Raw genomic sequence first — 23,900 nt, forward strand, 5'->3', positions numbered from 1 at the left:
ATTCTCCTGAAAAGTCGATCCGGGCACGTAGACGGTGGAGCGCGAACGCGCCAGTGTCGGCGCATGATCCGTTGGAGGGTGCGATGAAGCAGTGGCTGGCAATGGGTGTCGCGACGATCGCGCTGGCCGGATGCATCCCCGCGAGCCGGGCGCCGCAGGGGCCGGTGCCGATCGAGGGCGATTCGATCACCTATGCGACCGGGCCCTGCTTCGGCCGTTGCCCGGTCTATTCGATCACGGTGCATCCCGACGGCACGGGCGTGTTCGAGGGCAAGCGCTTCACTGCGGTGACCGGCACGCGCAGCTTCACGCTGAGCCGTGCCGAATATGACGCCTTCGCCGCGCGGCTGGCGCCCTATCGGCCCACGAGTGGGCAGGTGCGCTACGCGGCCGACAATCCGCTTTGCACCGGGTTCGCCACGGACATGCCCAGTGTCGATGTGACGTGGACCCGCGCGATCGGCGACAGTCAGAACCTCCATTATAATTTCGGCTGCAGGCTGGCGAAGGACACCCGCATCGCCGATGCGCTGGGCGGTGCGACCGATGGTTTGCCGATCCAGGACCTGATCGGCGAGCGGCCGTGATCCCCCTCTACCGCTTGCGGGAGAGGGAGGGAGCCGGCGCAGCCGGCGGAAGGGTGAGGGTGTGTGGGGGCCGCAGGGACTATCCTCCCCGTCTCACCCTCACCCAACCCTCTCCCGCAAGCGGGAGAGGGCTTTTGAGTCGTTGAGACCGGCACCACCTTCGCTACATAGGACTTCATGACCACCCCGCCGATCCATGAACTCACCGATCGCGCGCGCGACGTGTTCCGGATCGTCGTCGAATCCTATCTCGACAGCGGCGCGCCGGTGGGATCGCGCACGATCTCGAAGATCTCCGCGCTCAATCTGTCGCCCGCCTCGATCCGCAACGTCATGCAGGATCTTGAGGAAGCGGGCCTGCTCGCCGCGCCGCATACCAGCGCCGGGCGCATGCCCACCCAATCGGGCCTTCGCCTGTTCGTCGACGGGATGATGCAGGCAAGTGCGCCTTCCGCCGAGGAGCGCGCCGCGATCGAATCGCGCGCGGGGCAGACCGGACCGATCGAGGAAGCGCTGGCGAGTACCACCGCGGCGCTCTCGGGCCTGTCGGCTTGTGCAGGGCTGGTGCTGGTCCCGAAGGCCGAGCCGGTACTGCGCCAGTTCGGTTTCGTGCCGCTGAGCCACGATCGCGCGCTTGCCGTGCTGGTCGGCGAAGACGGTTCGGTCGAGAATCGGGTGGTCGAGATCCCCGGCGGGATCGATCCCGCCTCGCTCCAGCAGGCGGCGAACTACATGAACGCGATGCTCGGCGGGCTGACGCTCGGCGAGGCGCGCGCACGGATCGAGCGCGACCTCGGTCTGCAGCGCGCGGCGCTCGACAGCGCGGCCGCGGCCCTGGTCGAGCGGGGCCTCGCGGTTTGGACCGAGGACGGCGATCGCCGCCCGGTGCTGATCGTGCGGGGGCAGGCGCGGCTCATCGACACCGCCGCGGCCGAGGATCTCGATCGCGTCCGCCAGTTGCTCGACGAGCTCGAGGGCAAGGAGGAGATCGCGCGGCTGCTCGACAGCGCGCGCGAAGGCGAGGCGACGCGCATTTTCATTGGATCGGAAAACAAGCTTTTCGCGTTGTCGGGCTCGTCGGTGATCGCCAAGCCGGTGCGCGCGCTCGACGGGCGCGTGGTCGGCGTGGTCGGCGTGATCGGTCCCACGCGGTTGAACTATGCGCGTGTCGTGCCCATGGTGGATTTCACGGCGGCCACATTGGCCCGGTTATTAGCCTGACGAACAGGGAATCATGTCGAACGAGAATGAGAAGATGAGCGCGGACGTGCAGGACGCGGAGACCAACCTTCGTGAGGAGACCGCAGAGGCGGCTCCGGAAGTGGCCGAGCACGATCGCGCCGCAGAGCTGGAGGCGCAGCTCGCCGAGGCGCGCGCCGCGGTGCTCTATGCGCAGGCCGAGACGCAGAATGTCCGCCGCCGCGCCGAGAAGGAGGCGCAGGACGCCCGTGCGTATGCCGCGACTGCCTTTGCACGCGATATCCTGTCGGTGTCCGACAATCTGACGCGTGCCCTTGCGGCGATCCCTGCCGATCTGCGCGAGGACGAGAAGCTCAAGGGGCTGGTCACCGGCCTCGAGGCTACGGGCCGCGAGATCGATTCGGTGTTCGCGCGCCACGGCATCTCGAAGATCATCGCGGTCGGCGAGGCGCTCGATCCCAATCGCCACCAGGCGATGATGGAAGTCCCCTCCGCCGATGCCGAGCCCGGCACCGTCGTGCAGGAGATCCAGACCGGCTATATGATCAAGGACCGACTGCTGCGTCCGGCGCTGGTCGGGGTGGCGAAGAAGCCGGACTGATCCGGCCTCCCGGCGGCTTTCATGAAGCTTTTTTAATTTGACCTTGCCGGGCGCGATCGCCACTTCGCGCCTGGGCACGCAGCCGCGCGCCTTTTCCGCAACGGTCCTCGAGAAGGGTCATGTCCAGCAACGATCATAGTCGATCGACCGAGCCGTCCGAGGCCGTCGCGCTGAGCTGATCCGTCACCTCGCGCCGGCCCCGGGCGGCCGGTCGGCAGTGAGGTGTTTCATGAACGCAGCTATCCGTTTCCTAGCAGACCTGCGCCGTATCGGCGCCGGCAGCGATCCCCATGCCCTGTTCGACGAGCGGCTGACCTTTGGTCAGAAGCTGGCCGACCGCGTCGCCGCCGTTGGCGGCTCGTGGGGCTTCATCATCGGCTTCGGCGTCTTCCTCGGCGCCTGGGCGATCCTCAACACCGTGATTCTGGCGGCGCACGCCTTCGATCCGTTTCCCTTCATCTTCCTCAATCTGATGCTGTCGATGCTCGCGGCATTGCAGGCGCCGGTGATCATGATGAGCCAGAACCGCCAGGCGGCGAAGGACCGGTTCGAGGCGCGGCTCGATTACGAGACCAACCAGCGCGCCGAGACCCAGATCGAGGCGCTGCACGACAAGATCGATACGCTGCGCGAGGAACTGGCCCGGCTCGCGGCGCAGCCGATGGGGCGAGGATAGAAATTCGCTATTGCGGATCATTCGCATTAAACGCTAGAGGCTGGGTCGGCTCCCTGTCGGGCCGGCCTCAGCGGAGGTGATATGTACCAGTATCTCGATCGGACAATGCCCGAACTGGCGGCCGGCGACGCCTTGCTCGTCTGGGCGATGCGGCAATGGGTCGGGGCGATACGCGGCGGGCGCTGCCCGTGCGCGGCACTCGGCCCCACCTTTGCCGAACGCCGGCTCGGCGCGATGCTGGCCGACTTCAACATCGCGATGATGCTGCTCGATCGCGAGGGCCATGCGCAGCTCCAGTTCCGCCCGGTCGGCTGCGGCCGGGTGAGCGACGACGAGGCGCTGCTGCTTTCGCTTCATGCTGCGGCTGCGCGGGGTGAAGAAATCCTTGTCGGCAGAATCGCCGAAGCGCTGGTAAAGCCCGCCGCGCAACGCTCGCTCCAGTTCGCCGCCGGCCGCATCGCGCTTTTCATGGCGGGCTGAGCGCCGCCTTCACCATTTCGACCAGGACCTACGAATGAACATGCATGCCCGTCCGCCGCAGCTGCTCCCCGAGCATGCCGCCTTCCAGACCTGCCAGGTGCGGTGGGTGCGGCATTGGAACGAGCATCTGTTCAGCTTCGCGCTCGAGCGCCCGGCGAGCTTCCGCTTCCGTTCGGGCGAGTTCGTGATGCTCGGCCTCGAAGGCGAGGGCAAGCCGCTGATGCGTGCCTATTCGATCGCCAGCCCGACCTGGTCCGACGAGCTCGAATTCCTGTCGATCAAGGTGCCCGAGGGTCCGCTCACTTCGCGGCTCCAGACGATCCGCGAGGGCGACCAGCTCTATCTCGGCAAGAAGCCCACCGGCACGCTCGTCTCCGACGCGCTGCTGCCCGGCCGCCGGCTGTTCATGCTCTCGACCGGGACCGGCCTCGCACCGTTCCTCAGTATCGCGCGCGATCCCGATATCTATGACGCGTTCGGCCAGATCGTGATCGTCCACAGCACGCGCCGGGTGAGCGACCTCGCTTATCATGACGAGCTCACCGCGCAGCTGGCCGGCGATCCGCTGGTCGCGGACCAGGCGCTGCTCCAGTTCCATTATATCCCGACGGTCACGCGCGAACCGTTCCGCACCACCGGGCGGATCGGCCAGCTGATCGAGGACGGCTGGCTGTTCCAGCCGCCGGTCGCGGGCGACCGCGCGCTCAACCCGGAGACGGATCGCGTGATGCTGTGCGGCAGCAGCGAGATGATCAAGGATTTCTCGGCGATGCTCGAGCGCCACGGTTTCCACGAAGGTTCGAACGCCAATCCCGGCACCTTCGTGGTCGAACGCGCCTTTGTGGGCTGATGCCTCGGTACTCCCCCTCCCTCCTAGGGAGGGGGTTGGGGGTGGGTAGAAAGGGTCGGGCCCGATGCCCGGCCTTTTCTTCGTTCCACCCATCTCGTAGGGCTCGCTGTGCTCGCACCCACCCCCAGCCCCTCCCTTGCAGGGAAGGGAGCTTCAAGGGCAGGTGACGCCGACGGCACAAGCCCCTATCTCCGCCCCATGTCTTCGCGCTTCGATTCCGTCCCGCACCGCCGCGCATTGATCGATCGGCGGGCCGTTGCCGAACGGCTCGCCGCGATCGAGGCGTCCGATCCCACTGCGCTGCGCCGCGCCGCGACCGTCGAACTGAAGGCGGCGCTGGATGCGGGTCAGGGGGAGATTGCCCGGCGGTTGCGCGAACACCCTTCGCGCGGGCACGAAATGGCGGCGGCGGGGGCGTTCCTGATCGATCAGTTGCTCCGCCTGCTGTGGGATTTCACGATTGAGCGGCTGCACCCCAACCACAATCCCAGCGCCGGCGAGCGGCTGACGCTGATCGCGGTCGGCGGCTATGGCCGCGGCGAGATGGCGCCGCATTCGGACATCGACATCGGTTTCCTGACGCCGTGGAAGGTCACCGGCTGGTGCGAGCAGGTCATCGAATCGATGCTCTATTCGCTGTGGGACATGCAGCTGAAGGTCGGGCATTCGTCGCGCTCGCTCGACGACATGATCCGCCAGGCCAAGGCCGATGTGACGGTGCGCACCGCCTTGCTCGAGGCGCGCTATGTGTGGGGCGATACCGCGCTGTACGACGAGGCGGCGCAGCGCTTCAAGGTCGAGATCCAGGCCGATACGGCGCGCGATTTCATCGCCCAGAAGCTCGCCGAGCGCGATGCGCGGCACAAGCGCATGGGCGACAGCCGCTACGTGGTCGAGCCCAACGTCAAGGAAGGCAAAGGCGGCCTGCGCGATCTCCACGCGCTCTTCTGGATCGGCAAATACGCGTACAATGTCCGCGAGCCCGCCGAACTGGTCGAGGCGGGGCTGCTCACGCCCCACGAATATCGCCAGTTCCGCCGCGCCGAGAATTTCCTCTGGGCGGTGCGCTGCCAGCTCCACACGCTCACCGGCCGCGCCGAGGACCGGCTGACCTTCGACGTCCAGCCCGAGATCGCCGAGCGGATGCGCTATGCCGACCGCCCCGGCAAATCCAAGGTCGAGCGCTTCATGCATTTCTACTTCCTTCAGGCGAAGGTGGTGGGCGATCTGACCGGGGTGTTCCTTGCGCATCTCGACGAGAAATTCGCGGCGCGAGGCTCGCGCTTCGGCTTTCCGCGGCTGTTCAAGAGCCCCCGAAAACTCCACGGCTTCACGCTCGAGCGCAGCCGGCTGGCGATCCCGCGCGACAATTTCTTCCAGGAAGATCCGGTCCGGCTGATCGAGATCTTCCAGCTCGCCGATCTCCACGGCCTCGAGATCCATCCCACCGCGATGCGCGCCGCCACGCGCGACGCGCGGCTGGTCGACGATGTCCGGGACGATCCGCGCGCCAACGCACTGTTCCTCGACGTGCTGACATCGCCGCGCACGCCCGAGCTGGTGCTCCGCTGGATGAACGAGGCGGCGGTGTTCGGCCGTTTCGTGCCCGATTTCGGCCGCGTCGTCGCGCAGATGCAGTTCGACATGTACCATCACTATACGGTCGACGAGCATTCGATCCGCGCGATCGGGCTGCTCAACCAGATCGAGAAAGGCGAGCTCAAGGAAGACCATCCGCTCGCCACCGGCATCTTCGAGCAGATCATTTCGCGCCGCGCCTTGTTCGTCGCTGTGCTGCTCCACGACATCGCCAAGGGCCGGGGCGGCGATCACTCGGTGCTGGGCGCCGAAGTCGCCGAACGGCTGTGCCCGCGCCTCGGACTGAGCCCCGCCGAGACCGAGACGGTGGCGTGGCTGGTGCGCTGGCATCTGCTGATGTCGGCGACTGCGTTCAAGCGTGACCTCAGCGACTTCAAGACGATCCTCGATTTCGCCGAGAATGTGCAGAGCCCCGAACGGTTGCGCATGCTGTTGATCCTGACGATCGTCGATATCCGTGCGGTCGGCCCCGGCGTCTGGAACAGCTGGAAGCGCCAGCTTCTCACCAATCTGTTCGACTCCGCCGAGGAGGTGCTTCGCCTCGGCCACAAGCAGAAGGGCCGCAGCGAGCGCATCGCCGCCAAGCAGGAGGACCTCGCGGCGATCCTCGGCTGGACCGGCGAGCGCATGGCCGCGCTCAAGAAGAGGCTGACCGAGCCATACTGGATCGCCGAGCCCCTCGACGTGCTCGAACGCAATGCCCGCCAGATCGACGCGGCGGGCGATCAGCAGCTTTCGATCGAGGCGCAGGTCTATCCCGATCGCGGCGCGACTTTGGTGACGGTCTATGCCTCGGACCATCCCGGGCTGTTCTATCGCATCGCCGGCGCGATCCATGTCGCGGGCGGCAACATCATCGACGCGCGCATCCACACCACGCGCGACGGCATGGCGCTCGACAATTTCCTCGTCCAGGATCCGCTCGGCCGCCCGTTCGACGAGGAGGCGCGGCTCAACCGGATCAAGGCGAGCATCGCCGATTCGCTCGCCAATCGTTCGAAGCTGCAGGAACGCCTCAAGACCCGCCCGCTGTCGCGCCCGCGTGCCGATGCATTCCCGATCGAGCCCAATGTGCTGATCGACAACAAGGCGTCGAACCGCTTCACCGTGATCGAAGTCAACGCCCGCGATCGCCCGGCCCTGCTGTGCCACCTTGCCTTCGCATTGTTCCAGTCGAAGGTGACGATCCATTCGTCGCATGTCGCGACCTATGGCGAGCGCGCGGTCGACACCTTCTACCTGACCGATCTGATCGGTGATAAGATCGAGAGCGCGGCACGATTGAAGACGATCGAGCGCCGCCTGCTCGAAGCCGCGGCGGGGCAGGACATCGCCCAGGCCGCCTGACGAAAGGGGACATGCATGCCGGTGATCGGATTGGGCGGTTTCTTCTTCCGCGCGCAGGATCCTGAAGCGCTGACGATTTGGTACCGCGAGACGCTGGGCGTGGGCGGCGGCTGCGGCAAGGACGAGCAGGGGCAGTCGAGCGACTGGTTCTGGTATCCCGAGCCCGGCCCGGTGGTGTTCGCGCCGTTCAAGGCGACCACCGATTATTTCGCCCCGGACAAGAGCTGCATGCTCAACCTGCGCGTCCGCGACCTCGACGGGCTGCTCGAACAGCTCAACGCGCTGGGGATCGAGATCACCACCAAGGACGAATGGGACACGCCGGAGACGGGCCGCTTCGCGCGGATCCACGATCCGGAGGGCAATCCGATCGAGCTTTGGGAACCGCCGGCGGCGTGAGGGCACAGGCGCGCGGCGGGGATATTTCCCTGGCGGTTGACTCAGGCGAAGCTGATGCACTTTGTTGTCGGGTCAGCGAAACCCCGAGGTCCCGTGGCAAACGATTTCCCCCATGGCACTGTCCACCAGGCAGGTGACGACCTGCAGGCAGCAGTTCGAGCGGATCCCAAGGTCCTTGCCCTGTGGGAAAGCCTGACGCCGCTTGGCCGGAATGAATTCATCTGCTGGGTCGACGATGCGAAACAGCCAGCAACCCGCCAACGTCGCATCGAGCGAACCCGTGAAGAATTGATGGAGGGGAAGAAGCGGCCCTGCTGCTGGGCGGGTTGCATCCACCGCACCGACAAGGCGCCAAGCCGATGGCAACAGGCGGTCCTGATCGATCAGAAGGGACAGAATCGCCCCTAGGTTGAGGACTCCGTCACCCAGGCCCTGAGCCGGGGTCCCGCTGCCTTCAGGCCGAGCAGAAGAAGCAGTAAGAGCGTCAACGCTCTTACTGCTTCCGCCAGATTCGCAGGTTATCGACTTCCATCTTCGGCGGGAAGGCGGCGTCGTCGTTTCCGTCCTGGCTGCCCTGGCCGTCGACCGCGAGTTTGAGGATCAGATATTGCGGGCTGGCGGAGGGCTAGGGCGTATCGACATTCGAACGACTCCCCTCCTCTCCCTGTGGGAGAGGTGACGAAGCTTGGCACCCCGGCTTTCGCCGGGGCTAGCGTAGTTGGGTGAGGGTGTCCTGTCATTGAGAGATGAGCAGGTTCAGACTGCCCCGCGATAAGCCCTAGGTCGCGGGGGCGCCTGACGCCGCTTACGCCGGCAGGCGGTAAGGTGCGCGGTAGCGGGGCGTGATCAGGGCGTTGGCCTCGGCATCGTCCTTGAACTGGCCCGCCGCGGCGTTCCAATGGACCTTGCGGCCGGTACGCCAGGCGACATTGCCCATCTGACAGACGATGGCCGTGTTGGCCGCCGATTCGATGGGGCAAGCGGGCGTGCGTGCGCGATCCTTCACACAGGCGATGAAGTTCGCCGTGTGCCGATCGAGCCCGTTGTCCGAAGCCTTGGTGACGGGAATTTCCGGGGTCAGTGCCTTGCCGTTGCTCGTCTCCGGCGAGACCCACCATTTGCCGCGGTCCACCACCAGCGTGCCGGTCTCGCCCACGAAGGCCACGCCATGGTCACCGCCGCCGAAGGGGCCGTTGCTGATGCCGACCGCATGCTCCCATTCCACCGAATAATTGCCGAAGTCGAAGATGGCGGTCTGGGTGTCCGGAGTCTCCATGGCCGAGTCCGGATAGCCATAGGCACCGCCCAGCGAGCTGACGGAGTTCGGCGCCTGGGCCTTCATGCCCAGCAAGGCGATGTCCATCAGGTGGACGCCCCAATCGGTCATCAGGCCGCCGGCATAGTCCCAATACCAGCGCCAGCTGAAGTGGAAGCGGTTGGGATTGAAGGGACGCAGGCGCGCCGGGCCGAGCCAGCGGTCATAGTCGACGCCCGGAGGCGCCGCCTGGTCGGGCTGCGGAGCGACGTTCTTCATCCAGCCCATATAGGCCCAGGCCTTGACCTTCCGTACCCGGCCGATGCCGCCGGAATGGACATGGGCGATGGCGTCGGCCCAATGCTGGTTGCTGCGTTGCCATTGGCCGACCTGGACCACGCGGTTGTGGCGCTGCTTGGCGGCTACCATCGCGCGGCACTCGGCGATCGAGTTGCCGAGCGGCTTTTCGCAATAGGCGTCCTTGCCCGCCGACATGGCATCGGTGAGCTGGAGCGCGTGCCAGTGATCGGGCGTGGCGATGATCACCGCGTCCACCGACTTGTCGTCGAGCATGCGGCGATAGTCGTCGTAAAGCCGCGGCGTGCGGCCGGAGGCCTTTTGCAGCTCGGTACCGCGGCCGGTAAGGACCGTGGCGTCCACGTCGCAGAGGGCGACAGGGGTGACGTCGGCCCCTTTCATCATCGCCGTGAGGTTCGCCCAGCCCATGCCCTTGCAGCCGATCAGGCCTACCTGGACCTTGTCGTTGGCGGAGACGCGGCGGCGCCGGGCGAAGGCCTCGCCGAGCGGCGTCACGGTAGCGGCCGAGGCAGCAAGACCGCCAACGAGGAGGGTGCGGCGATCGAAGCTGGCGGTCATATTGGTTCCCCTCCTGATTATTGTGCCGGCCTTGGTAGCGCTAAAATGCCCAGTCGCAAGGGTGCAAAACGTCTATTACCGGACGAACTGAATGATAGCATTCCAGTCCACCGTCCGCTCATGTTGAGGCCTCGACCGGCGGCCGCCTGGCGGCATCAGCTGCAATCGCGCAGGTTGCGGAAGGCGCCGCTGGAATTGTTCCCCACCCAGAGTGCGGCGCGGCCGCCGGTTTCCTGAGTCAGCAGGGGCAGATCGAGCTGCGGCGTCGCGGCGCCATTGACGAACGCCTGCATCCGCCCGCTGCGAAAGCGAACCATCAGGTGCACCCAATGGTCCGGATCGGGCGCCGAACCGATCGCGCTTTCATAGACGCCGGGCGAGCGCTCGCGCAGCACCGGCCAGGGATGGTCCGGCATCGACATATATTGCAGGCTATGGGCGGCTAAGGCGGGATCTTCCGAGCGGAACCTGAATGGCCGCACATAGACGACGTCGTACCTGTCCTTATCCACGCCGCGAAAGGCGATGCCCACGAAGCTGCGACCGACCTCGTTCGATCCGCGCACTTCCAGCGAAAGGCAGCCCTCGGTGCGCGCGACGCCTGCGATCCACGCCAGTCCCGCATCGGTCGCGACGTTCAGCCGGACCTCGCCATTGGCGGCGGTGGCGGTGCGGTTGAACAGCTCGAGGCGGTCGAGGGCGAGCGTGATCGGTGCGCCGGCTCGTTGCCCCGCCGGAGCGGCTTGTGTCGCCGCCGATGTCGCGATGAGGAGGATAGCCAGGCCGCATATCGCCTGGGCGCCGTTCGTGAATTTCCGCATGAGAGCATCTCCTTTGCTCTCGATTGTTACGGCGGCGGCGCGATGGCGCGCTATCCGCCGCTTTCCGATTGGCTTCCACTATTTTCCGGTCAATCTTGCCGTCGTGAAAACGGCAGCCACGGCACGACGCCAGCAGGGCAGTGGAACACGCGTGGACCCGTTCCGCGCGCGCATCCCCTTTCATGATCCGCATTTTCCGCTGCGCACGAGCCATGTCGCGCCGCTATCGGCGGCGTTCGGCTACCTGCATTGCCATCCGGAATATGAGATTGCCTATATTCCCGAGGATCACGGCTCGTACATGATCCAGGATGCCGAGATTCCGATCGCGCCGGGCGACGTCTTCATCGTCAATGCCAACGAGATCCACCAGCCGATCATTCCGCGCGCCGACAACGGGGGCGCCCTGGTGACCTATTTCGGCGCGTCGCTGTTCGGCGATCCGGAGGAGTGCTCGTTATGGATACAGCCGTTTCTCCATGCCGCCGAGTTCGGATGCAACAAACTCCCTGCCGATCCGCTGCTCCGGTCGCTCATTCGACAATTGCATGCGACCGCCGATCCACGGCTGCCCAATTGGCAGATCGCCAGCCGCGGGCTGATCACGCACATATTGTCGATCGTGGCGCGGCTCTTCGCGGAGCAATGCGATGCGCTGGGCGTGTCGGGCCGGATCGCGAAGACGCACCGCTTCGCTTCGGTCGTGGCCCATATCAACCAGCGGCTGGGCGACCGCATCGAAGCGGAGGAGCTCTATCGCCTCGCGGGCTTGTCGCATTCGCGCTTTTCCGAAGCGTTCCGGGATGCCTTCGGCGTCGGCGCGACGCGCTATATCCAGGTCCAGCGCCTGAAACGCGCGAAGCGGCTGCTGCGCTCGACAGAATTGAGCGTGACCGAGATCGCGTTCATGTGCGGATTCGGCACCATCAGCTTGTTCAATACCGCCTTCAAGAAGGAGGTCGGCGCTTCTCCGACGCTCTATCGCCGACATGGGGTTCCGGGTTTCGATGCCTGAGCAGGTGCCGCGTCGCCGCCTATCTTTTCTGCCAGACCCGCACGTAATCGACTTCCATCTTCGAGGGGAATGCCGCGTCATCGATGCCCTTCTGCCCGCCCCAGCCGCCGACCGCGACGTTGAGGATCAGATATTGCGGGCTGGCGAAGGGCCAGGTGGCGGGATCCCCCTTATGGTCGTTGTCGAAGCGCATGTGCGCATGGCCATCGACTCCGATCAGGATGCGGTCCTCATTCCAGTCGAGCTGGTAATTGTGGAACGCCGTGCACGCGTCGGGCACCATCGCGTCCGCGCCCTTCTGCGTCTTGGCGACGTGGTTGTACGCCTTGGTGTGGATGGTGCCGTGGACGCGGCCGGGATCCCAGCCGACATGCTCCATGATGTCGATCTCGCCCATCGCCGGCCAGCCGGCCTTGCCGTCCGATGCGAGCATCCAGATCGCCGGCCAGAGTCCGCGTCCGCAGGCGAGCTTCGCGCGAATCTCGATATAGCCGTATTTCCAGTCGCCGAGGCCCTTGGTGACGAGCTTGCCCGAGGCATAATTCTGCCCGCCGAAATCGGCTTTGTCGGTCAATCGTTCCTTGCGTGCCTCGAGGATCAGATGCCCGTTCTCGACCCGGACATTCTCCGGGCGATCGGCGGCGTAATATTGGAGCTCTTCATTGTACCAGCCTTCCTTGTTGCGGCTGGTGTCATATGCCCATTTCTTCGGGTCGGGCGCGCCGGGAGAATCGAACTCGTCGGCCCAGACCTGGACATAGCCGGCCGGTACGCCAAGCGGCGCATCGGTTTTGGAATCGGTGGAAGAAGCTGCGGTCTGCGCGAAAGCGGCGACCGGCAGAAGGGCGGCGAGGGCCGCGAACAGCCCCCGCCCGAACCTCATTTGGGCGAGATGACCATCAGCATCTGACGGCCTTCCATGCGCGGATAGCTCTCGATCTTGGCGACTTCCGCCGTATCGTCCTGCACGCGCTTGAGCAGGATCATGCCGAGCTGGCCGTGCGAAAGCTCGCGGCCGCGGAAGCGCAGGGTGATCTTCACCTTGTCGCCTTCGCCGAGGAATTTGTGGATCGCCTTCATCTTCGTATCATAATCATGATCGTCGATGTTCGGACGCATCTTGATCTCCTTGATCTCCTGCGTCTTCTGGGTCTTCCGCGCCTGATTGGCCTTTTTCTGGGCCTCGTACTTGAACTTGCCGACGTCGAGGAACTTGGCGACGGGCGGATCGGCGTTGGGCGACACTTCGACAAGGTCGAGCCCGACCGACTGGGCCTGCTCCATCGCCTCGCGCGTGAACATCACGCCGAGATTCTCGCCTTCATGATCGATCACCCGCACCTTGGGCGATTGAATGAACTCATTGAAGCGCGGGCCGTTCATCGGCGGCGGTGCCAGGGGGCGCCGGGATTGGGGAGGACGGATAGGTATTTCTCCTGGGAATCGTTGGTTCAGCGTGGCGATATAGTCATTGGCCCGAAGATTTGGAAGCGGCGCTTGTGCCACTGTGGCGCAAATGCACCAGCGGATAGGGGCGGCCCTGCGGATCGGTCTCCGAACGGCCCGTGCGGACGAAGCCGCGCGCCTCGTAAAAGGGCAGGGCGTTGCTCGCCTGCTCGCTGACATCGACGATCGCGCCGGGCGCCAGCGCGAGGGCATGATCGAGCAGCAAGGTGCCGATGCCGCGGCCATGATGCGCAGGATCGACGAACAGCGCGTCGATCATCGCGCCGTCCATGACGAGGAAGCCGAGCGGCCGATCGCCGGCGTCGACGGCGAGCCACAGTTCGACGTTCGGCAGGAAATCCTCGGCCACCATCACGTCGATCTCGGCGCGATCCTGCGGCGTGAGGAAGCCGTGCGTGGCGTCCACCGCGGTCCGCCAGATCTCCAGTGCGCGCGGCACGTCGTCCGGCCGGCCTTCTCGGATTTGCATCATCCTCTCCTTCTTGCTGCGTCGCAGCAACACTTCCTTACACACGCGACCGATTTCTTCCGATACCTCGTATCGCGCTGGATGCGGAGCCTGCCCGATGCGAGGCGAGCCCGATCCGGACCGCAGGGGACCACCACCTAAAACAAGGGGGAGTCCCGATGAAAAAATGTCTCGCATTCGCCATCCTGCTCGGCGCGGCCACGCCTGCCTTCGCGCAGGAAGAGGAGCCGCCCAAGGCCATAACTGTCTCGGGCAGCGTCGCGCTCGTTTCCGACTATCGCTTCCGCGGGGTCTCGCAGACCGACAAGGAGATGGCGGTCCAGGGCGGCCTGACGGTCAGCCACGAGAGCGGCCTCTATGCCGGTACCTGGGCGTCGAACCTTGCCGGCTGGGGCACGTTCGGCGGCGCCAATATGGAGCTCGACCTCTACGCGGGATACAAGCTCCCGCTCGGCGACGGCGCTGCGCTCGATGTCGGCCTCACCTGGTACATGTATCCGGGCGGGTTCCAGAACACCGATTTCGCCGAGCCCTATGTGAAGCTGAGCGGATCGCTCGGCCCGGTGGCGGCGCTGGCCGGCATGGCCTATGCGCCCAAGCAGGAAGCGCTCGGCAATTTCTCGGCCACGCCCCAGAGCAACGGCCAGTCCGAGGACAATCTCTATGTCTGGGGCGATCTCTCGGGAGGCGTGAAGGGCACCCCGGTGACGCTCAAGGCACATATCGGCTATTCGAACGGCAATCCTGGGCTCGGGCCGAACGGCACCAGCCTGTCGCCGACCGGCGAATATCTGGATTGGATGTTGGGGGCGGATCTCGCCATCCCCGGCACGCCGCTGACGCTGGGCGTGGCCTATACCGATACTGACATCAGCGAGAGCGAGTCGGCCTATCTGCTGCCGAACTTCTCGTCGACCAAGGACGGGTCGAGCATCGCAGGCAGCCAGGTGGTGTTCTCGGTGAGCGCGGCGTTTTGAACTGAACTCCCCTCCCTGGAAGGGAGGGGTCGGGGGATGGGCGCGAGCGAAGCGAGCCCATCGAGCTGCAGTGAATAAAGAAAAGGCCGGGCATCGAGCCCGACCTTTTCTACCCACCCCTGGCCCCTCCCTAAAAGGGAGGGGAATCTCAGCCTCACCGCAGATCCGGCGCCGTCGCCTCTTCAACGAGCTTCGCCACGACCTCGTCCAGCGTCAGCATCTGCTGGCCCTGCGATCCCAGCACGCGCAGCGCGACGGTGCCTTCGTCGGCCTCGCGCTTGCCGACCACCAGCAGGTTGGGGACCTTCGCCACCGAATGCTCGCGCACCTTGTAGTTGATCTTCTCGTTGCGCAGGTCGGTCTCGACGCGGATACCGGCCGCGCGCAGTTTGTCGGCGACTTGCAGCGCATAGTCGTCGGCATCCGAGACGATCGTCGCGACCACCGCCTGGGTCGGCGCCAGCCACACCGGGAGCCTGCCGGCGAAATGCTCGATCAGGATGCCGATGAAGCGTTCGTACGAGCCGAAGATCGCGCGGTGGAGCATCACCGGACGGTGGCGCTCGCCATCCTCGCCGACGTACGACGCGTCGAGACGCTCGGGCAGCACGCGGTCCGACTGGATCGTGCCGACCTGCCAAGTGCGGCCGATCGCATCGGTGAGATGCCACTCCAGCTTGGGCGCATAGAAAGCGCCTTCGCCGGGCAGCTCTTCCCAGCCATATTCCTCGGTCGCCATGCCGGCGCGGACCACGGCGTCGCGCAACTCGGCCTCGGCCTGGTCCCACATCTCTTCGGTGCCGAAGCGATTGTCGGGGCGCAGTGCCAGCTTGATCGCATATTTGAACCCGAAGTCCTTGTAGATGCGGTCGGCGAGGCGGCAGAATGCCTGCACTTCGTCGACGATCTGGTCCTCGCGGCAGAAGATGTGCGCATCGTCCTGGGTGAACTGGCGCACGCGCATCAGCCCGTGCAACGCGCCGTGCGGTTCGTTGCGGTGGCAGCAGCCATTCTCGTACAGGCGCAGCGGCAAATCGCGATACGATTTGATCCCCTGCTTGAAGATCAGGATGTGCGCCGGGCAGTTCATCGGCTTGAGCGCCATCCACTCGGCATCGTCCGAGACGATCGGGCCTTCGTCCTCGACGTTCGGCACTTCGTCGGGGATGACGAACATGTTCTCGCGATACTTGCCCCAATGGCCGGACTGCTCCCATTGGCGCGCGTCCATCACCTGCGGCGTCTTCACTTCCTGATAGCCCGCGGCATCGATCGCGCGGCGCATATAGGCTTCGAGCTGGCGCCAGATGGTGAAGCCGTGCGGATGCCAGAACACCGAGCCATGAGCCTCGGCCTGGAGGTGGAACAGGTCCATCTCCTGGCCGAGCTTGCGGTGATCGCGCTTGGCCGCCTCTTCGAGCCGCATCAGATGCTCGTCGAGCTGCTTCTTGTTGAGCCAGCCGGTACCGTAGATGCGCGAGAGCATCGCGTTCTTCTGGTCGCCGCGCCAATAGGCGCCCGACACGCGCGTCAGCTTGAACGCGTTCGGATCGACCTTGCCGGTCGAGGCCAAGTGCGGCCCGCGGCACATGTCGAGCCACGAATCCTCGCTTTTGCCCGCGCGATAGACCGTCAGTTCCTCGCCTTCGGGAAGTTCCTGCGCCCATTCGGCCTTGAAGGTCTCGCCTTGCTTCTGCCAGCGCTCGATCAGCTGCTGGCGCGACCAGACTTCGCGGATCAGCGGCGCGTCCGCCGCGATGATCTTGCGCATCTCGGCCTCGATCGCCGGCAGATCCTCCTCGGTGAAGGGCCGGTCCTTCGGCGCGAAATCGTAATAGAAGCCGTCGTCGGTCGAGGGGCCGAAAGTGATCTGCGTGCCGGGGAACAGCTTCTGCACCGCCTCGGCGAGGATGTGCGCATAATCGTGGCGCGCGAGTTCGAGCGCGTCTTTCTCGTCTTTCGACGTGACCAAGGCGAGCTGCGAATGGCCCTCGAACGGGCGGCCGATGTCGCGCAATTCCCCGTCGACGCGCGCGGCGAGCGCGGCCTTGGCGAGCCCCGGACCGATCGCCGCGGCGATGTCCGCCGGGGTAGTCCCCGGGGCTACCTCACGGACGGAACCGTCGGGCAGCGTGATACGGAACATCTCGGACACGGGATCTCTTTCAGCAAAGGTTGGAGGCGGGGCTTATGCCCACGCACGCGCGATATAGGCAAGGCATGCCGGAAGGGCCACCACGTGGCCGTCTTCTCCCAATTGTCCGATTAATACTTGCACATCGAGACGCTTTGCAGTTCAGTCGGCGCATGGAGAGCATAGAACAGGTCAGCCGGCGCAGCATCCTGGCCGCAGGAGTCGCGCTTCCGATCGCAGCGGCGATCCCGGGTGCGGCGCTCGCAAAGGGCGCCGTGCCGAGCAACCCGCTGGTGCGCCAGCGCGCCGATGCCCAGATCTCGCGCGTCGGGGGCTGGTTCTACCTGACCGGCTCGGTGCCCGAATATGACCGGCTGGTGCTGCGGCGGGCGAAGACCATCGCGGGATTGACCGACGCCGCCGAAGTGGTGCTGTGGCGGCGCCCGGCGAGCGGCAGGATGGCCGGCTATATCTGGGCCCCCGAAATCCATCTGATCGACGGCAGCTGGTACGTCTATTTCGCCGCCGGCGACAGCGACGACAAGTTCCGCATCCGCACCTATGTGCTCAAGGGCGCCGGCGCCAATCCGATGGCGACGACCTGGTCGGTGCTCGGCAAGCTCGAGACGCCATGGGACACCTTCACGCTCGACAGCACCAGCTTCGTCCACAAGGGCGTGCGCTATCTCTGCTGGGCGCAGAAGGAGCCGGGGATCGACACCAACAGCAATCTCTATCTCGCACCGCTCAAGACCCCGACCACATTGGCGGCGCCGCCCGCACGGCTGACCGTCCCGACGCTCGACTGGGAAATCCAGGGGTTCAAGGTCGCCGAGGGACCCGCGCTGCTCGCGCGCAACGGCAGGCTCTTCCTCACCTATTCGGCGAGCGCGACCGATGCGCGCTACTGCCTGGGCATGCTCACCGCCGATGCCGATTCGGATATCATGAACCCCGCCTCGTGGAGCAAGTCGCCCGTGCCGGTGTTCGCGACCTCCGAGGCGAACAAGGTCTATGGCCCCGGTCACAACAGCTTCGTCGTCGACGAGAATGGCCGCGACCTGCTCGTCTATCACGGCCGGGACTATAAGGAGATCAAGGGCGATCCCCTGTTCGATCCGAACCGGCACACGCGCGTACAGCCGATCCATTACCGCGCCGACGGCACCCCCGATTTCGGCGTGCCGGTGGCGAATGGGGTGGTGGCGGGCCTCTAGGACGTATCGCCACTCAGACGAGCAAGGACTTTCAATCCTCCCCCGCCAGGGGGAGGTGGCGCGCGCAGCGTGACGGAGGGGGCGGAATCACTGCGCCCAATTGGAGAGTGCGCTGCCTACCTCCCCCTCCGACGCCTTCGGCGCCACCTCCCCCTGGCGGGGAGGATTTGAATGTCGATACAGCCTGACCCATCGTAGTGGAGCTAAGCGGTGATCCCGAACGGCACCACGCGGTTCAATTCGACATGGCCGATCTCGGCGCGGCCGAGGTACGGCACCTTCATGTCGCGGCACCAGCGGGCGATGATCTGCTCGATCGTCTCGCCGAACGGCTTGTCGTTGTCGACGACCGAAGTCACCGCACCGAGCCGCACTCCCGCGACGCCCTTGAGCTGGGTGGCGTGCGCCATCTGGAACAGCATCCGATCGATCCGGTAGAGCGGCTCGTCGACTTCCTCGATCATCAGCACGTGATCGGTGAGATCGGGCAGCCATTTGGTGCCGATCATCGAGGTCAGGATGGCGAGGTTGAACGCCGCGGCGGGGCGCCCGTCGGCGAGGCTGGGTTCGAGCGCGCGGCGGTCCTTGTCGATCAGCCAGCCCAATGCCCAGCCTGCAGCCTCACCGGTATCGTTCTTGCCGATGCTGCTCGCCATCGAGGCATGCACCGGGTGGCCGATCCGCCTGGCATAGAGCGCGCCGAGCAGGAACCCCATGTCGGAGAAGCCCATATAGGTCTTGCGCCCCGCCGCGACGCCCAGCTGCGGCATCACCGTGTCGAGGATGCGGTTCGAGCCATAGCCGCCGCGCGCGAACCAGATCGCGTCGAACGCCGGATCGTTGGCGAATTCGAGGAATGCTGCCGCGCGCACCGCGTCGGAGCCGGCGAAATGCCCTTCCTCGATAAAGCATTGCGGGTGAAAAACGATGTCGTGATCGGGGTAGGTGAGCGCCATGAACGCCGACATCCGCAGCGAGGATTCCCTGCTGATGGTTCGTGCCGGTGCCACCACTCCGATGCGCATGCAATTCCACCCCAGAACCAGTCGTCATGCCGAACTTGTTTCAGTATCCACCGCGCTGCAAGCGACGTCGCCGCTGTGGCACGGTGGACCCTGAAACAAGTTCAGGGTGACGGAAAGGGAAGAAGCGCGTCGCGCCTTGCTCCCCCCGACGAAACCGCCGATAGCGCGACGCCATGCATCACGGCAAACCTTACTTCTTCGTCGGCATCGGCGGCAGCGGAATGATGCCCCTCGCGATGATCCTGGCGGGGCAGGGCGCCACCGTCGCGGGGTCGGACCGCAGCCTCGACGCCGGCCGCCTCCCCGCCAAGTTCGAGGATCTGAAGCGCCGCGGCGTCGCGCTGTTCCCGCAGGACGGAAGCGGGATCACGTCGGCCGATCAAATCGTGGTCGCCTCCGCGGCGATCGAGGCGAGCGTCCCCGACATGGTCCGCGCCGCCGAACTCGGCAACGAACGCATGACGCGCGCCGAATTGAACGCGAAGCTGTTCAATGCATCGCCCGCCTCGATCGGCGTCGCGGGGACGAGCGGCAAATCGACCGTCACCGGCATGATCGGCTGGATCCTCCACGCCTGCGGGCGCGATCCGACGGTGATGAACGGCGCGGTGATGAAGAACTTCGTGTCGCCCGACGCGCCCTTCGCCAGTGCATTGGTCGGCGCGGGCGAGTCTTACGTCAGCGAAGTCGACGAGAGCGACGGCTCGATCGCGCTTTATCGGCCCAAGGTCGCCGTGCTCAACAATGTCAGCCTCGATCACATGCCGATGGAACAGCTGATCGAACTCTTCGGCGCGTTCATCGCGAAGGCGGGCAAGGCGGTGGTCAATCTCGACAATGGCGAAGGCGCGGCGCTCGCGATGACCCTGCCCGCCGATCGGCTGACGACCTTCGCGATCGAGAGCCAGGCCGATCTGGTCGCGCGCAACATCGAGCAGCAGCGCTTCGGCGCGGCGTTCGATCTGCACGCGCGCGGCGCGGCGCCGGTGCGCGTGACGCTGCAGGTGCCGGGTCGGCACAATGTCTCCAACGCGCTCGCCGCGCTCGGCGCGGTACAGGCGGCGGGCGTGCCGCTCGCCGAAGCCATCGAAGCGATCGGCGGGTTCGTCGGACTCAAGCGCCGCTTCGAACTCGTCGGCGAGGCGGGCGGCGTCGCGGTGATCGACGATTTCGGGCACAATCCCGACAAGATCGCCGCCACGCTCGATACGCTCCACGCCTTTCCCGGCCGGCTGCTGCTGATGTTCCAACCGCACGGCTATGGCCCGCTCAAGGTGATGCGCGGCGAGCTGGTGGCGATGTTCGCCGGGAAGCTGGCGGCGGACGACCTGCTCGTCTTGCCCGATCCGGTCTATCAGGGCGGCACGGTGAAGCGCGAAGTGACCAGCGCGGATATCGTCGCCGATGTCGCGGCAGGCGGGAGGCAGGCGCTCCACATTCCGGAACGCGAGGCCGCCGCGACGCACCTCGCGGCGCTGGCGCGGCCGGGCGATCGGATCGTGGTGATGGGTGCGCGCGACGACACGTTGAGCCTGCTTGCCCAATCGATGCTGGACGCGCTCCAACTAGCTCGCGGCTGATTGGGAATCTGCCTTTGGATTTTCCAGCCGCGCGCGCCTGATCCGCAATCCGATGAACAGCACGGTCGGCCAGAACACCGTATTGAGTACGTCGCTCGTCGTGTCGGGCATCCATTGGCCGTGGTTCACGCGGTCCATCACCTCATTGGCGAACTCGGCGAGATAGACCGCGAGCAACGGCCAAGGGGTCGCCAGCGATCGGCCGGTAACCACTCTCACGAACAGCAGGACCGCCATTCCGGCATGAATGTGAAGGACGGTATCCGGAGCGCCGGTGCCGTCGCCGACCCATTGGATCAGGCGACCATATAGCTCGATCGGGTTCATGAAGCGCGCCCTAGCGCACAATCTCGGCGTAGCGATAGCGATTCGAGCTGAGGCCCATCGTGCCTGCGTCGATGTCGCGGTTGCTTGGCTATATGTAAAGTAGGGTTGACATGAGGCGCGCATGAACGTAAAGCTCACTTTACTGATTCGAAAGGGAGCTTGACACATGAAGATAGCTACGCCCGCTGGCCGCCGATATCTGCGGCGCTTTTTCCCGACGATGTTCGCTTATGTGCTCGTGCTGTTCGCCTGCGTTTGGGCAATCAAGAATTGGGAGCCCAAGGGAATCGAGTTGATCGTGCTCTCGGTGCTGCCGGCGGTGCCGATCATCGCCGCGATCGTCGTCATGGCCCTTTATCTGGTGGAGGAGACCGACGAGTTCCTCCGCCAGCGCATCGCGAGCTGCATGTTGTTCGGCACCGGCGTGCTGCTCGCCGCGGCGACGGTCTATGGCTTCCTGGTCAATGGCGGCGCGATCGAGCCCAGTTCAGAGCTGCCGCTCTGGGCCTTTCCGCTCTGGTGCGCCGCCTGGGGACTGGCGCAATGCGTCATCGGCCTGCGCGATCACATGGCGGGGGGCGGCGAATGAAGAACCGCCTCCGCGTGCTCCGCGCCGAGCGCGAATGGAGCCAGCAGGATCTTGCCGAACGGCTTGAGGTCTCGCGCCAGAGCGTGAACGCCATCGAGACCGGCCGCTACGATCCCTCGCTCCCGCTGGCCTTCAGGATCGCCGATCTGTTCGGCCTCGCCATCGAAGAAATCTTCCACAATCCCGCAAAGGACATCCAATGATCGCTCGTATCCTCTTCGCACTCGCCGCCACCGCCAGCATCCCCGCCATTCTCGGCCCGCAGCCGGCGTATGCCGCCATCGCCCCGGCGAATCTGATCCAGATGGATCACATCTCGGTCCAAGTGATCGGCAAGGGCAGTCCGGTGATCCTCATTCCCGGACTTTCCAGCCCGCGCGCAGTATGGGACGGCGTCGCGCCCGAACTCGCCAAGTCGCACACGGTGTATCTGGTGCAGGTCAACGGCTTCGGCGGCGACGCGCCGGGGGCGAACCTGCAGCCGGGGATCCTCGACGGTATGGTCGCTGATCTCCACAATTTGATCGCCGACCAGAAGCTCGAGGACGCGGCGGTGGTCGGCCATTCGATGGGCGGGTTGGTCGGGCTGATGCTCGCCAAGGCGCATGCCGGCGATGTCGGCAAGCTGATGATCGTCGATTCGCTGCCCTTTGTCGGCGAGATCTTCGTGCCCGGCGCGACGATGGCGGCGCTCGAGCCGCAGGCGAAGATGTTCCGCGATCAGATGGCGGCCATGTACGGCAAGCCGGTGCCCGACGCAGTGCTGCAGGGCATCGCCGCGAACAACGCGCTCAAGCCCGAATCGCAGGCCAAGGTGATCGGATGGTCGCGCGCCGCCGACATGCGCGTGGCCGGACAGGCGATGTACGAGGACATGACCACCGATCTGCGCGCCGACATGGGCGCTATCACCACGCCGATGACGATCGTCTATCCGTGGTCGGAAGCGCGGATGCCGCAGGCGCGCGCCGATGCCTTCTACCGGGCGCAATATGCCAAGGCGCCGCACGTGACCTATGCGGCGGTGGGCGACAGCGGGCATTTCATCATGCTCGATCAGCCTTTGGCCTTTGCCGCGGCGCTGAACGCCTTCCTCGCCGGCTGAGGAAAAGAATGGGCCCGGGGGATCGCCCCGGGCCCGGTCCTGCTCAACTTCCGTTGTTAGCGGCCCCGCTCAATAGGTGCCGGAAAAGCTGCGATTGAGGTTGTGCTCGGTCGACCAATCCTCGCGGTCGTCGCGGCCTTCGCCGAACAGCGCACCCGATCGCTCCTCGTCGCGCCAATGCGCCTTTGCCTCGTCGGCGGTCTTGCGCAATGTCACCTTGTCGTCGACCGACTGGATCCAGCGCGACGGGATCGAATGATGATGCCCGCCGGCGTCGCTGTCGCTCTTGGTGAGCAGGATGCGATCGCCGCGCACCTTGTCGACGGTGCCGATATGGCTGCCGTCGGATCCGAGGACCTCCATATGCTCGGTCACGCGCCGCAGCGAATCGCGCTGGCCGGAACGTTCGGCTCGCCAGCTGCCGAACTCGTTCTCGAAACGCCGCGAATTCTCGCGCTGATATTCGTCATAGTCGCGGTCGAGCTCGGCGATGCGCTGGCGGCGCCACGACTGGTAGTGGCCGTCGCCGGTGCCGCCAAAAGCGCGCTCGTAACGACCCACGCGCTCGTCATAGCGCTGGTCCATCTCCCGGCGGCGCTCGGCCTCCTCGTCGCCGAACCATGAGCGGACCTCATCTCCCGCGCGTTCGATGAAGCCGCGGTCCTCGCCATAGCCGGCCCGGCTGCCGGAATAGCCGCGGTCGCGATCATGATCGCGCGCGCCATAGCCGAAGCGCCGGCCGGTGGCGCCGCCGCGATAATAGTCCGAGCGTTCGCGATCGCCGCGGCCGCGATCGTTCCAGTCACTGTCCTCACGCCACGCCCGCCCGCGCGGGCGTCCGCCATAGCCGAGTTCGCCGGCGGCGGCGTAGTCGCGGGCGCTGGAATAGGTATAGTCGCGGCCGGAGCCGTAATCCTCGGTATAGTCTTGCGGGCTGCCGCGGCCATATGCGTCACGCGGGCCATAGCGGCTGTTGCGGTCGTCCATTTCGCCTCTCCAGATCGTTGGTCGGAACAGGCGCAAGCAGCGGGCAAGCGCCGCCGCGCCCGACACCCGATTCAGCGAGCGAGCAGGGGCCAAGGTTCCGGCATTCCATCGAATTTTCGGCCGCTTCGGCGCGCGCGGGGAGCGGCCCGCCGCCGCTGTTCCGGCGCAGTTGCATCGCGGATCGGGGAACGCTAATGGGAGCGCCTTCCGGGCAACCGGAGACAGGCGGCGGGGCTGTAGCTCAGATGGGAGAGCGCTGCAATCGCACTGCAGAGGTCAGGGGTTCGATTCCCCTCAGCTCCACCAGCCGCCCCTGA

25 protein-coding genes, 1 tRNA gene and 1 pseudogene are annotated in these 23,900 nt (G+C 65.6%); 18 read left to right on the forward strand and 9 right to left on the reverse strand.

Annotation, left to right across the window (positions count from 1 at the left end; genetic code table 11):
* The first annotated feature begins 83 nt into the window (after positions 1-83).
* The 9 genes from BR78_RS0118085 (at position 84) to BR78_RS21430 (ending at position 8,147) form a co-directional block, all read left to right on the forward strand.
* Positions 84-587 carry a DUF6438 domain-containing protein gene (locus BR78_RS0118085; RefSeq protein ID WP_025560751.1) on the forward strand — a complete coding sequence of 168 codons (504 nt, stop codon included), beginning with the start codon at positions 84-86 and terminating at the stop codon, positions 585-587.
* 177 nt (positions 588-764) lie between these two features.
* Positions 765-1,808: a heat-inducible transcriptional repressor HrcA gene (gene hrcA, locus BR78_RS0118090; protein WP_025560752.1), complete on the forward strand. Its 1,044-nt coding sequence runs from the start codon at positions 765-767 to the stop codon at positions 1,806-1,808.
* Positions 1,809-1,821: 13 nt separating this feature from the next.
* A complete protein-coding gene (grpE, locus tag BR78_RS0118095) occupies positions 1,822-2,388 on the forward strand; it encodes a nucleotide exchange factor GrpE (RefSeq protein ID WP_269320217.1) in 567 nt (188 codons plus the stop codon).
* Positions 2,389-2,617: 229 nt separating this feature from the next.
* The gene (locus tag BR78_RS0118100) at positions 2,618-3,064 is read left to right on the forward strand and encodes a DUF1003 domain-containing protein (protein WP_025560754.1); all 447 of its coding nucleotides are present in this window, start codon (positions 2,618-2,620) and stop codon (positions 3,062-3,064) included.
* A gap of 81 nt (positions 3,065-3,145) precedes the next feature.
* Positions 3,146-3,544, forward strand: a complete 399-nt coding sequence (locus BR78_RS0118105) for a hypothetical protein (protein WP_025560755.1) — start codon at positions 3,146-3,148, stop codon at positions 3,542-3,544.
* A 40-nt stretch (positions 3,545-3,584) separates the two neighbouring features.
* Positions 3,585-4,394, forward strand: a complete 810-nt coding sequence (locus BR78_RS0118110; protein ID WP_443027688.1) for a ferredoxin--NADP reductase — start codon at positions 3,585-3,587, stop codon at positions 4,392-4,394.
* A 198-nt stretch (positions 4,395-4,592) separates the two neighbouring features.
* Complete coding sequence (locus BR78_RS0118115; protein ID WP_025560757.1) at positions 4,593-7,340, forward strand: [protein-PII] uridylyltransferase; 2,748 nt, start codon at positions 4,593-4,595, stop codon at positions 7,338-7,340.
* A gap of 15 nt (positions 7,341-7,355) precedes the next feature.
* Positions 7,356-7,739, forward strand: a complete 384-nt coding sequence (locus BR78_RS0118120) for a VOC family protein (RefSeq protein WP_025560758.1) — start codon at positions 7,356-7,358, stop codon at positions 7,737-7,739.
* A gap of 93 nt (positions 7,740-7,832) precedes the next feature.
* On the forward strand, positions 7,833-8,147 hold the full coding sequence (locus BR78_RS21430; RefSeq protein ID WP_081855861.1) for a YdeI/OmpD-associated family protein: 315 nt from the start codon (positions 7,833-7,835) through the stop codon (positions 8,145-8,147).
* A gap of 397 nt (positions 8,148-8,544) precedes the next feature.
* On the opposite strand, the gene BR78_RS0118125 is transcribed toward BR78_RS21430, so the two are convergent.
* Positions 8,545-9,870 (reverse strand): Gfo/Idh/MocA family protein, encoded by a 1,326-nt coding sequence (locus tag BR78_RS0118125; protein ID WP_025560759.1) that lies wholly within the window; start codon positions 9,868-9,870, stop codon positions 8,545-8,547.
* 155 nt (positions 9,871-10,025) lie between these two features.
* Positions 10,026-10,691, reverse strand: coding sequence for a hypothetical protein (locus tag BR78_RS22035; protein WP_025560760.1), 666 nt, complete (start codon positions 10,689-10,691; stop codon positions 10,026-10,028).
* 151 nt (positions 10,692-10,842) lie between these two features.
* Between BR78_RS22035 and BR78_RS0118135 the strand changes: the two genes are divergently transcribed.
* On the forward strand, positions 10,843-11,706 hold the full coding sequence (locus BR78_RS0118135) for a helix-turn-helix transcriptional regulator (protein WP_029937278.1): 864 nt from the start codon (positions 10,843-10,845) through the stop codon (positions 11,704-11,706).
* A gap of 19 nt (positions 11,707-11,725) precedes the next feature.
* On the opposite strand, the gene BR78_RS0118140 is transcribed toward BR78_RS0118135, so the two are convergent.
* The 3 genes from BR78_RS0118140 to BR78_RS0118150 all read right to left on the reverse strand — a co-directional run bounded on the left by BR78_RS0118140 (position 11,726) and on the right by BR78_RS0118150 (position 13,642).
* A complete protein-coding gene (locus tag BR78_RS0118140) occupies positions 11,726-12,589 on the reverse strand; it encodes a glycoside hydrolase family 16 protein (protein WP_025560764.1) in 864 nt (287 codons plus the stop codon).
* Positions 12,586-13,089 carry a translation initiation factor IF-3 gene (gene infC, locus BR78_RS0118145; RefSeq protein WP_029724033.1) on the reverse strand — a complete coding sequence of 168 codons (504 nt, stop codon included), beginning with the start codon at positions 13,087-13,089 and terminating at the stop codon, positions 12,586-12,588. The genes BR78_RS0118140 and infC overlap by 4 nt, the downstream gene beginning before the upstream one ends.
* Before the next feature lie 85 nt (positions 13,090-13,174).
* Positions 13,175-13,642 (reverse strand): acetyltransferase, encoded by a 468-nt coding sequence (locus BR78_RS0118150; RefSeq protein ID WP_231478309.1) that lies wholly within the window; start codon positions 13,640-13,642, stop codon positions 13,175-13,177.
* Positions 13,643-13,800: 158 nt separating this feature from the next.
* Here BR78_RS0118150 and BR78_RS0118155 point away from each other — a divergent pair, with 158 nt between their 5' ends.
* Complete coding sequence (locus tag BR78_RS0118155) at positions 13,801-14,619, forward strand: TorF family putative porin (protein ID WP_025560767.1); 819 nt, start codon at positions 13,801-13,803, stop codon at positions 14,617-14,619.
* Positions 14,620-14,773: 154 nt separating this feature from the next.
* Here the strand turns inward: BR78_RS0118155 and thrS are convergent, their stop codons facing one another.
* The gene (thrS, locus tag BR78_RS0118160) at positions 14,774-16,765 is read right to left on the reverse strand and encodes a threonine--tRNA ligase (RefSeq protein ID WP_029725410.1); all 1,992 of its coding nucleotides are present in this window, start codon (positions 16,763-16,765) and stop codon (positions 14,774-14,776) included.
* 161 nt (positions 16,766-16,926) lie between these two features.
* Between thrS and BR78_RS0118165 the strand changes: the two are divergent.
* Positions 16,927-17,952, forward strand: a pseudogene (locus tag BR78_RS0118165) (glycoside hydrolase family 43 protein); the annotation flags it as partial.
* Positions 17,953-18,173: 221 nt separating this feature from the next.
* Here the strand turns inward: BR78_RS0118165 and BR78_RS0118170 are convergent.
* Entirely contained in the window at positions 18,174-18,995 is an 822-nt protein-coding gene (locus tag BR78_RS0118170) for an LD-carboxypeptidase (RefSeq protein WP_029724030.1), read from the reverse strand.
* Here BR78_RS0118170 and BR78_RS22040 point away from each other — a divergent pair.
* Together BR78_RS22040 and BR78_RS0118175 are read left to right on the forward strand one after the other, a co-directional pair.
* Entirely contained in the window at positions 18,925-19,089 is a 165-nt protein-coding gene (locus BR78_RS22040) for a hypothetical protein (protein WP_197021413.1), read from the forward strand. The two genes, BR78_RS0118170 and BR78_RS22040, sit on opposite strands and share 71 nt — an antisense overlap.
* A 79-nt stretch (positions 19,090-19,168) precedes the next feature.
* Entirely contained in the window at positions 19,169-20,575 is a 1,407-nt protein-coding gene (locus tag BR78_RS0118175) for a UDP-N-acetylmuramate--L-alanine ligase (RefSeq protein WP_029937279.1), read from the forward strand.
* Here BR78_RS0118175 and BR78_RS0118180 read toward each other — a convergent pair.
* On the reverse strand, positions 20,561-20,902 hold the full coding sequence (locus BR78_RS0118180) for a hypothetical protein (protein ID WP_049811616.1): 342 nt from the start codon (positions 20,900-20,902) through the stop codon (positions 20,561-20,563). The two genes, BR78_RS0118175 and BR78_RS0118180, sit on opposite strands and share 15 nt — an antisense overlap.
* A gap of 166 nt (positions 20,903-21,068) precedes the next feature.
* Between BR78_RS0118180 and BR78_RS0118185 the strand changes: the two genes are divergently transcribed.
* Genes BR78_RS0118185 through BR78_RS0118195 form a run of 3 tightly spaced genes read left to right on the forward strand, consistent with a single transcriptional unit; the run spans position 21,069 to position 22,596 of the window.
* The gene (locus BR78_RS0118185; protein WP_029937281.1) at positions 21,069-21,491 is read left to right on the forward strand and encodes a hypothetical protein; all 423 of its coding nucleotides are present in this window, start codon (positions 21,069-21,071) and stop codon (positions 21,489-21,491) included.
* Positions 21,488-21,694, forward strand: coding sequence for a helix-turn-helix transcriptional regulator (locus tag BR78_RS0118190; RefSeq protein ID WP_029724026.1), 207 nt, complete (start codon positions 21,488-21,490; stop codon positions 21,692-21,694). The genes BR78_RS0118185 and BR78_RS0118190 overlap by 4 nt, the downstream gene beginning before the upstream one ends.
* The gene (locus tag BR78_RS0118195; protein WP_029937282.1) at positions 21,691-22,596 is read left to right on the forward strand and encodes an alpha/beta fold hydrolase; all 906 of its coding nucleotides are present in this window, start codon (positions 21,691-21,693) and stop codon (positions 22,594-22,596) included. The genes BR78_RS0118190 and BR78_RS0118195 overlap by 4 nt, the downstream gene beginning before the upstream one ends.
* A gap of 69 nt (positions 22,597-22,665) precedes the next feature.
* Here the strand turns inward: BR78_RS0118195 and BR78_RS0118200 are convergent, their stop codons facing one another.
* Positions 22,666-23,583, reverse strand: a complete 918-nt coding sequence (locus tag BR78_RS0118200) for a DUF2171 domain-containing protein (protein WP_037567031.1) — start codon at positions 23,581-23,583, stop codon at positions 22,666-22,668.
* A 230-nt stretch (positions 23,584-23,813) separates the two neighbouring features.
* On the opposite strand from BR78_RS0118200, the gene BR78_RS0118205 reads away from it, so the two are divergent.
* Positions 23,814-23,889, forward strand: a tRNA-Ala gene (locus BR78_RS0118205).
* The last annotated feature ends 11 nt before the right edge of the window (positions 23,890-23,900 follow it).

This window comes from Sphingomonas sp. UNC305MFCol5.2 (assembly GCF_000712135.1).
GTDB lineage: Bacteria > Pseudomonadota > Alphaproteobacteria > Sphingomonadales > Sphingomonadaceae > Sphingomonas.

Coding starts and splice junctions, on each gene's coding strand:
- BR78_RS0118085 (WP_025560751.1), top strand. CDS start 84: ATGAAGCAGTGGCTGGCAATGGGTGTCGCGACGATCGCGCTGGCCGGA.
- hrcA (WP_025560752.1), top strand. CDS start 765: ATGACCACCCCGCCGATCCATGAACTCACCGATCGCGCGCGCGACGTG.
- grpE (WP_269320217.1), top strand. CDS start 1,822: ATGTCGAACGAGAATGAGAAGATGAGCGCGGACGTGCAGGACGCGGAG.
- BR78_RS0118100 (WP_025560754.1), top strand. CDS start 2,618: ATGAACGCAGCTATCCGTTTCCTAGCAGACCTGCGCCGTATCGGCGCC.
- BR78_RS0118105 (WP_025560755.1), top strand. CDS start 3,146: ATGTACCAGTATCTCGATCGGACAATGCCCGAACTGGCGGCCGGCGAC.
- BR78_RS0118110 (WP_443027688.1), top strand. CDS start 3,585: ATGCATGCCCGTCCGCCGCAGCTGCTCCCCGAGCATGCCGCCTTCCAG.
- BR78_RS0118115 (WP_025560757.1), top strand. CDS start 4,593: ATGTCTTCGCGCTTCGATTCCGTCCCGCACCGCCGCGCATTGATCGAT.
- BR78_RS0118120 (WP_025560758.1), top strand. CDS start 7,356: ATGCCGGTGATCGGATTGGGCGGTTTCTTCTTCCGCGCGCAGGATCCT.
- BR78_RS0118125 (WP_025560759.1), bottom strand. CDS start 9,870: ATGACCGCCAGCTTCGATCGCCGCACCCTCCTCGTTGGCGGTCTTGCT.
- BR78_RS22035 (WP_025560760.1), bottom strand. CDS start 10,691: ATGCGGAAATTCACGAACGGCGCCCAGGCGATATGCGGCCTGGCTATC.
- BR78_RS0118140 (WP_025560764.1), bottom strand. CDS start 12,589: ATGAGGTTCGGGCGGGGGCTGTTCGCGGCCCTCGCCGCCCTTCTGCCG.
- infC (WP_029724033.1), bottom strand. CDS start 13,089: ATGAACGGCCCGCGCTTCAATGAGTTCATTCAATCGCCCAAGGTGCGG.
- BR78_RS0118150 (WP_231478309.1), bottom strand. CDS start 13,642: ATGCAAATCCGAGAAGGCCGGCCGGACGACGTGCCGCGCGCACTGGAG.
- BR78_RS0118155 (WP_025560767.1), top strand. CDS start 13,801: ATGAAAAAATGTCTCGCATTCGCCATCCTGCTCGGCGCGGCCACGCCT.
- thrS (WP_029725410.1), bottom strand. CDS start 16,765: ATGTTCCGTATCACGCTGCCCGACGGTTCCGTCCGTGAGGTAGCCCCG.
- BR78_RS22040 (WP_197021413.1), top strand. CDS start 18,925: ATGAACGCCGACATCCGCAGCGAGGATTCCCTGCTGATGGTTCGTGCC.
- BR78_RS0118170 (WP_029724030.1), bottom strand. CDS start 18,995: ATGCGCATCGGAGTGGTGGCACCGGCACGAACCATCAGCAGGGAATCC.
- BR78_RS0118175 (WP_029937279.1), top strand. CDS start 19,169: ATGCATCACGGCAAACCTTACTTCTTCGTCGGCATCGGCGGCAGCGGA.
- BR78_RS0118180 (WP_049811616.1), bottom strand. CDS start 20,902: ATGAACCCGATCGAGCTATATGGTCGCCTGATCCAATGGGTCGGCGAC.
- BR78_RS0118185 (WP_029937281.1), top strand. CDS start 21,069: ATGAAGATAGCTACGCCCGCTGGCCGCCGATATCTGCGGCGCTTTTTC.
- BR78_RS0118190 (WP_029724026.1), top strand. CDS start 21,488: ATGAAGAACCGCCTCCGCGTGCTCCGCGCCGAGCGCGAATGGAGCCAG.
- BR78_RS0118195 (WP_029937282.1), top strand. CDS start 21,691: ATGATCGCTCGTATCCTCTTCGCACTCGCCGCCACCGCCAGCATCCCC.
- BR78_RS0118200 (WP_037567031.1), bottom strand. CDS start 23,583: ATGGACGACCGCAACAGCCGCTATGGCCCGCGTGACGCATATGGCCGC.